We start from the raw sequence: 6,510 nt of genomic DNA, 5'->3' as shown, positions 1-6,510 counted from the left end.
TGACCGCTACCATAGCAGCGACGGATGCTGACGCGGTTGAGAACCCAGCTGACCCCGGTACCTTTACGGTGACCCTTGACCAGGCGAACAACAGTGGAGGCGACATCTTTGTGAACTATACGGTTGGTGGTACTGCCACGGAGGGCACGGACTACACCACATTGGTAGGCTCGGTCACGATAGCCAACGGAGCGACCACGGGCACGGTGAGCATCGACCCTTTGGATGATGCACTTGTGGAGGGTCCCGAGACCGTTGTGCTAGTCCTTACTGGGGGCACAGGCTATGCTGTGGGAATCCCTGATAATGATACGGTTACCATTTCAGATGATGATACTGCGCAAGAAAATACGCTGCCCGATGTTAATGAGAATACCTTTTCCGTAACTATTTTGGAAAATTCCTGCCCAAATACTGGTAATGGGCAAATACAAGTAGTTATTGGTACAACAACAGAAGAATTTGAATTAACGTTTAACGGAGTAGCTGAAGGGACATTAGCTCAAGGACAATCAAGGATATTTGATTTATTAACTGCTGGTCAGTACCTAATTGAACTGGCAATTCCCGATAAAAACTGGGTACAGGAATTTACTTTGGCAGTTGAGCAAGCTGAGTTAATTCAAGCAAAAAGCATTTTATTGGATGAACAGTCCCAAAGTTTACGAATGGAGGTCGTTGGAAGTGAAACTTACTCTGTTGTGGTCAACGGTTCTGAATCATTTTACGATGGATTCTTGGCCGAAGTTCCAGCATTGCTGCTAATACCTCTTGAGAAAGGACGAAATCAAGTGATGGTGAAAGGGAGTAAAGAATGTCAAGGGATTATAGAACAGAACGTGGTTTTAGATGCAGTTGTGGTACACCCTATTCCGTCAAGGCAATGGTTATACATTGAAGGGCTTCCTCAAGATGGTCCGATAAGACTACGGATATTTGATTTTTCGGGGAGGAGGATTTTAGACGAAACGAGCTCCAAAAGAAAAACTACTGAAACAATTGATGTTTCTAAAATTCCATCCGGACAATATATTCTCGATGTTTCCGGCGACTATGTTCAAAAGACACTTCAATTCATTAAAATTTAGCTATGAGGACAATTATCAAAAAATATGGTTTTTTGCTCGTTGGCTTGATGTTGTTAAGTTGTGAAGGCGAGTTTTTGCCAAATGGGATAACAATTGAAGATTCGTTTTCGGTTAATCTTTCTGAACCGGTTAATGATACGGTCTGTTTGGTACAGGGGAATGACCAAGGAACTGGCGATTGGTTTGTACGTTTCGCTTGGACGGTAATTGGAGATTATCAAGGGTCATACAATTTGGTAATTTTAGATGATACCGGTACAGAAGTCTTTAATCAAAGTACCAATGAACTATTTATTGACAACGTTCCCTTGACGCCTGGTACCAGGTTTACATGGCAAGTGGGTACCGATGATCCCAATGTCAATTCTGAAACTTTTACCGTAGTAGCCCCTTCAAGTAGGGGAAGCAGTTCACCGCCATTTCTTTCGGCTTTGGAAATTACACCTCAAGGAGGGCAGTTTTTGATAGCCTTTTTAGCAATTGACCCAGATGGTGATTTTTCTGAAAACGAACTGTTTGTCAATGGTATTTCTCAAGGAACGTTTGGTATTAATGTATCCACTTTAGTTGATTTTCCTAGTGGTAATGTTCAGGTTCGTGCAAGGGCCCGTGATAATGCTGGAAATATTTCTGAGGTAACCCGAGATTATGCCAATTAAAGCTTGTGCTTATTTTTTTATTTCCCAATATGGTTTTGATAGCTTGATAAAATCTCATTTTCTGTAGTTTTGACCTCATGAAAAATCCGTTTGATGATAACTATTTCATGAAAAAAGCACTGCAAGAGGCCGAAAGTGCATTTGAAATGGGTGAGGTCCCCGTAGGAGCCGTTGTGGTAATAAAGGACCGAATAATAGGTAAAGCGCATAACCTAACTGAACAATTACATGATGTAACGGCCCATGCAGAGATGCAGGCCATTACTGCAGCATCAAATTTTTTAGGAGGAAAGTATCTTAATGGTTGTACAATGTACGTTACCCTAGAACCCTGTCAAATGTGTGCAGGGGCCCTGTATTGGAGTCAAATTTCGAGATTGGTCTATGCGGCTCGTGATTTGGAACGAGGTTTTCAAGTGATGGGAACAAATCTGCACCCAAAAACAGAAGTCTCAAGTGGTATTCTTGAAAAGGAAGCTGCCGAGCTTTTAAAGCGTTTCTTTATTCAGAAAAGGAATCTGAACTAAAAGCCAACAAAAAATCCCGACCAGGGTCGGGATTCTAAAAACTCAAAATAAAATATTATTATCCGATTACCACTACGTTAGTGGCAACCATTCCTTTTCTTCCTTCTTCTTCTTGGTATTCTACTTTGTCACCGTCATTCAACTGTAATCCGTCTAGGGCAGTTGCGTGAACAAAAATGTCCTTTTGTGTGTCATCATTGGTAATGAACCCGTATCCTTTGGATTCATTGAAAAATTTTACCGTACCGGTCATAATAAAAAATAAATATTAAAGTGCGAAAATACACCATTGACTGTGGTCAAGGCTTTAACATTGTGAAAATCTTATAAAAATTATTGATTTTTCGGTTGGTCTCTATCTTTTTTTTGCATTTTCTCAATGTTTTCTTTGGTTAACATGTAATCTTTCATCTTTTTACCCCTACTTTCTTTGATTAAAAAGAGTGGCATTGCTACCAAAAAAAGCCCAATCGTACCAAATCCAATGTATCGGTGCCTTAAAGAACCAGCAGCATCTTCCAAGTTAAAGCCATAGATTATGGAGCCAAATGATGCCAACACGATGAATACTATTAGATATTTTAACTTCATTACCTTGAATATTCAATAAGTTGTTGTCTATATGCGGTCAGTAATTTTGATTTCGAGATAAACCCGGCATATTTCCCATTTTTAATCACGGGAAGGTTCCAAGCACCACTATCTTTGAATTTTTTCATTACCGATTTCATAGAATCTGACTCGTAAAATACATATTCCGGCGCAGCATGCATCAAATCATCAACTTTAGTATTTTCATAGCGAGTTGTGTCAAACATAAACTCTCGAATATCATCTAACAACACCACACCTAAAAGTTTTTTCTCCTCATCCAAAACGGGAAAAAGATTACGTTTCGATTTACATACAGAACTGTGAACCATTTCACCTAAGGTCATTTCGGGGGAAACAGCTTTAAAATTAGTTTCGATAACATCATCCAATTGCATGAGAGTTAGCACAGCTTGGTCTTTGTTGTGCGTTAATAGTGCCCCAGTTTCAGCTAATTCCTTGGTGTAAATGGTATAATCCAAGGTATTCTTTGTAATCAAATAAGAAATTGAGGCTGTAATCATTAGGGGTACAAAAAGTTGATATCCCCCCGTAATTTCAGCTATTAAAAAAATGGCCGTCAAGGGTGCGTGAATAACCCCTGCTATAAGGCCTGCCATCCCAATTAGAGTGAAGTTACTCTCGTTGACCGAAAAACCGAATCCTGAGTTATTTATAATTTTTCCCACAACGTTGCCCAAAGCACTACCCATAACCATGGTTGGGATGAATACTCCACCAGCTCCCCCTGCTGCAAAAGTTGTTGTCATGGCTATGGCCTTAAACAGTGTTATTCCGAATAGTAGGGCAATCACTACCCAGATGTTGTCTAGAAAAGTATCAAAAGGTGTTTTCCCTAAAGCTTTTAAATGCTCACCATCCAATAAATCGTTGATGAATCCAAAGCCTTCACCATATAGTGGAGGAATAAAGTAGAGCATTATACCTATTGCAATTCCACCCAATACAAGTTTAAGGGTTCTAGATTTGGCCCTATCAAAGACTTTGAGAATAGCAAAATACATCTTGGTAAAATAGATGGATGCCAATCCTGTACCGAGACCCAACAAAATGTAGAAAATGGTATCGTTTAAAGCAAAACCTTCAGTGAGTGAAAAACTGAATAGGTTCTCATTTCCCAAGAAAAAATACGAGGTAAGCACCCCAGAGATTGAGGCCAATAATAAAGGTAAAACCGAAAGCATTGTCAAATCAATACTGAAGACTTCCACTGCAAAAATTATTGCTGCAATTGGAGACTGAAATATGGAGGCGATGGCACCCGCAGAGGCGCAGGCAATTAGCAACGACCGTGTTTTTGCATCGATACGCACCAATTTTCCAAGATTTGAACTTAGCGCTGCTCCCGATTCTACTGCAGGGCCAAGTAATCCGACAGATCCACCAAAACCAACAGTTAATGGAGCCGTTATCAATGGGGTGTAAATCTTCTTGGCAATCAACATTCCCTTGTTTTTAGATAAGGAAAACAAAATAGATGATATGGCATGTTCCATAGGTTTTTTACCAATGAATTTCACATAAACGAATACCAATGAAAGACCAATAACAGGAAGGATAAAGTACAAGGAGTTTTCAGAGATGATAATCCCCTTTTCTAAGACTGCTTCAATTAGGTAGGTAACATTTTTGAGGGTAACAGAAACCAAACCAGCTAAAAACCCTACCAATACGCTCAAAATATGGACAAAGGTCTTGTTTGAGATATGTTTATACCTCCACTTAAGGAAATTCTTTAGAAGGGTCTTAAACTTAGACATTAGAAGAAAGCTAATGTAAAGTTAGACTGTTTTAGGTTTTCAGCTAGGACTAAAGGTCTAATTTCAAATGCAATTCTTTTAGCTGCTCTTCATCAATTGTGGCAGGTGCGTCAATCATCACATCTCGGCCACTGTTATTTTTTGGAAAAGCGATGAAATCGCGAATAGTTTCTTGTCCTCCTAAAATGGAGACCAATCTATCCAATCCGAAAGCAATACCACCGTGGGGCGGAGCACCGTATTGAAAGGCATCCATTAAAAATCCGAATTGTGATTTTGCCTCTTCCTCGGTAAAGCCCAAATGTTTGAACATGATGGCTTGAGTTTCCTTATCGTGAATACGAATGGAACCCCCACCAATTTCATTACCATTTAAAACCAAGTCGTAGGCATTGGCTTTTACATCCCCTGGATTGGTGTCCAACAACTCCAACTGTCCTGGTTTAGGTGAGGTAAATGGGTGGTGCATGGCATGATAATGCCCTGTTTCCTCATCCAATTCCAGCAATGGAAAATCAATGACCCAAAGTGGTGCGAACTCATCTGGGTTTCGAAGTCCTAGGCGTTCGGCCAATTCCATACGAAGAGCACTCAATTGCGCTCTTGTTTTATTGGCTTCACCAGAAAGAACCAAAATTAAATCTCCTGCATTGGCACTAGTGGCCGCAGCCCATTTGGCCAAATCTTCTTGGTCGTAAAATTTATCAACCGAAGATTTAAAGGTGCCATCCTCATTGCATCGGCAATAGACCATTCCCTTCGCCCCAATCTGTGGTCTTTTTACCCAGTCGATGAGTTTGTCTATTTCCTTTCTAGTGTAGGAATTACCACCTGGAATGGCGATTCCCACAACCAACTCAGCCGAATTAAATACATTAAAATCTTTATGCTGGGCAATGGCATTCAATTCTCCAAATTCCATTCCGAATCGAATGTCAGGTTTATCGTTTCCATATTTGGCCATAGCTTCATCATAGGTCATTCTTGGGAAGGTATCGATATCCACACCTTTGATTTCTTTTAGCAGATGTTTGGTCAATCCTTCAAAAGCATTTAACACATCTTCTTGTTCCACAAAAGCCATTTCGCAATCTATCTGGGTGAATTCTGGTTGACGGTCTGCACGCAAGTCTTCATCCCTAAAACATTTTACGATTTGAAAATACTTGTCCATGCCACCAACCATTAATAGCTGCTTAAAGGTTTGGGGAGATTGTGGTAGCGCGTAAAATTGACCCTCGTTCATTCGACTGGGCACCAAAAAATCTCGCGCTCCTTCTGGTGTGGATTTTATTAAATAAGGTGTTTCAATCTCAATAAAGCCGTTATCAGAAAGGTACTTTCTGACTTCCATGGTGACTTTGTGTCGGAAAATCAAGTTATTTTTTACTGGATTCCTTCTAATATCAAGGTATCTGTACTGCATGCGTAGTTCTTCGCCACCATCGGTTTCGTCTTCTATGGTAAACGGAGGTAACAGAGCTTCGTTCAAAATAGTCAATTGCTCGACCAAAACTTCAATGTCACCCGTAGGAATATTTGGGTTTTTTGAAGCACGTTCAATGACTTTCCCCTTAACCTGAATAACCGTTTCACGACCCAATGAACGAACACTGTTTAAAAGGTCTTTTGAGGTACGCTCTTCATCAAATACCAATTGGGTAATTCCGTAGCGATCACGAAGATCAATCCAGACAACAAATCCTTTATCACGGAGTTTGGAAATCCAACCGCTTAAAACTACCTCTTCCCCAATATTGCCCTGATTTAATTCTCCACAGGTCTGGCTTCTGTACATGCTCAAAATTTTGGGTGCAAAGGTAATCAGTTCGAAAAGAATACGATATGAATAATTCTTAACGAA

General features: G+C 40.2%; 7 protein-coding genes. 3 read left to right on the top strand and 4 right to left on the bottom strand.

Annotation, left to right across the window (positions count from 1 at the left end; all coding sequences use genetic code 11):
* From HCU67_RS03460 to HCU67_RS03450, 3 genes are all read left to right on the top strand, one after another.
* The coding region (locus HCU67_RS03460) for a Calx-beta domain-containing protein (protein ID WP_168551189.1) at window positions 1-1,088 on the top strand (1,088 nt) is incomplete at its 5' end.
* Between the two features lie 2 nt (window positions 1,089-1,090).
* The gene (locus HCU67_RS03455; RefSeq protein WP_168551188.1) at window positions 1,091-1,747 is read left to right on the top strand and encodes a hypothetical protein; all 657 of its coding nucleotides are present in this window, start codon (window positions 1,091-1,093) and stop codon (window positions 1,745-1,747) included.
* A gap of 77 nt (window positions 1,748-1,824) precedes the next feature.
* Window positions 1,825-2,274 (top strand): nucleoside deaminase, encoded by a 450-nt coding sequence (locus HCU67_RS03450; protein WP_168551187.1) that lies wholly within the window; start codon window positions 1,825-1,827, stop codon window positions 2,272-2,274.
* 58 nt (window positions 2,275-2,332) lie between these two features.
* On the opposite strand, the gene HCU67_RS03445 is transcribed toward HCU67_RS03450, so the two are convergent.
* The 4 genes from HCU67_RS03445 to aspS all read right to left on the bottom strand — a co-directional run bounded on the left by HCU67_RS03445 (window position 2,333) and on the right by aspS (window position 6,444).
* Window positions 2,333-2,527 carry a cold-shock protein gene (locus tag HCU67_RS03445; protein ID WP_168551186.1) on the bottom strand — a complete coding sequence of 65 codons (195 nt, stop codon included), beginning with the start codon at window positions 2,525-2,527 and terminating at the stop codon, window positions 2,333-2,335.
* Window positions 2,528-2,607: 80 nt separating this feature from the next.
* Entirely contained in the window at window positions 2,608-2,865 is a 258-nt protein-coding gene (locus HCU67_RS03440) for a hypothetical protein (RefSeq protein ID WP_168551185.1), read from the bottom strand.
* Window positions 2,865-4,646: a chloride channel protein gene (locus HCU67_RS03435; protein ID WP_168551184.1), complete on the bottom strand. Its 1,782-nt coding sequence runs from the start codon at window positions 4,644-4,646 to the stop codon at window positions 2,865-2,867. The genes HCU67_RS03440 and HCU67_RS03435 overlap by 1 nt, the downstream gene beginning before the upstream one ends.
* Before the next feature lie 49 nt (window positions 4,647-4,695).
* Window positions 4,696-6,444, bottom strand: a complete 1,749-nt coding sequence (aspS, locus tag HCU67_RS03430; RefSeq protein ID WP_168551183.1) for an aspartate--tRNA ligase — start codon at window positions 6,442-6,444, stop codon at window positions 4,696-4,698.
* Window positions 6,445-6,510: the final 66 nt, after the last annotated feature.

Source organism: Croceivirga thetidis (assembly GCF_012272815.1).
Taxonomy (GTDB): domain Bacteria; phylum Bacteroidota; class Bacteroidia; order Flavobacteriales; family Flavobacteriaceae; genus Croceivirga; species Croceivirga thetidis.
The sequence above is the reverse complement of the archived record's forward strand: the minus strand, read 5'-3'. Positions and strand labels throughout refer to the sequence as shown.

Excerpts from the sequence above, each read along its gene's own strand:
- HCU67_RS03455 (WP_168551188.1), top strand. The coding sequence starts at position 1,091 with ATGAGGACAATTATCAAAAAATATGGTTTTTTGCTCGTTGGCTTGATG.
- HCU67_RS03450 (WP_168551187.1), top strand. The coding sequence starts at position 1,825 with ATGAAAAATCCGTTTGATGATAACTATTTCATGAAAAAAGCACTGCAA.
- HCU67_RS03445 (WP_168551186.1), bottom strand. The coding sequence starts at position 2,527 with ATGACCGGTACGGTAAAATTTTTCAATGAATCCAAAGGATACGGGTTC.
- HCU67_RS03440 (WP_168551185.1), bottom strand. The coding sequence starts at position 2,865 with ATGAAGTTAAAATATCTAATAGTATTCATCGTGTTGGCATCATTTGGC.
- HCU67_RS03435 (WP_168551184.1), bottom strand. The coding sequence starts at position 4,646 with ATGTCTAAGTTTAAGACCCTTCTAAAGAATTTCCTTAAGTGGAGGTAT.
- aspS (WP_168551183.1), bottom strand. The coding sequence starts at position 6,444 with ATGTACAGAAGCCAGACCTGTGGAGAATTAAATCAGGGCAATATTGGG.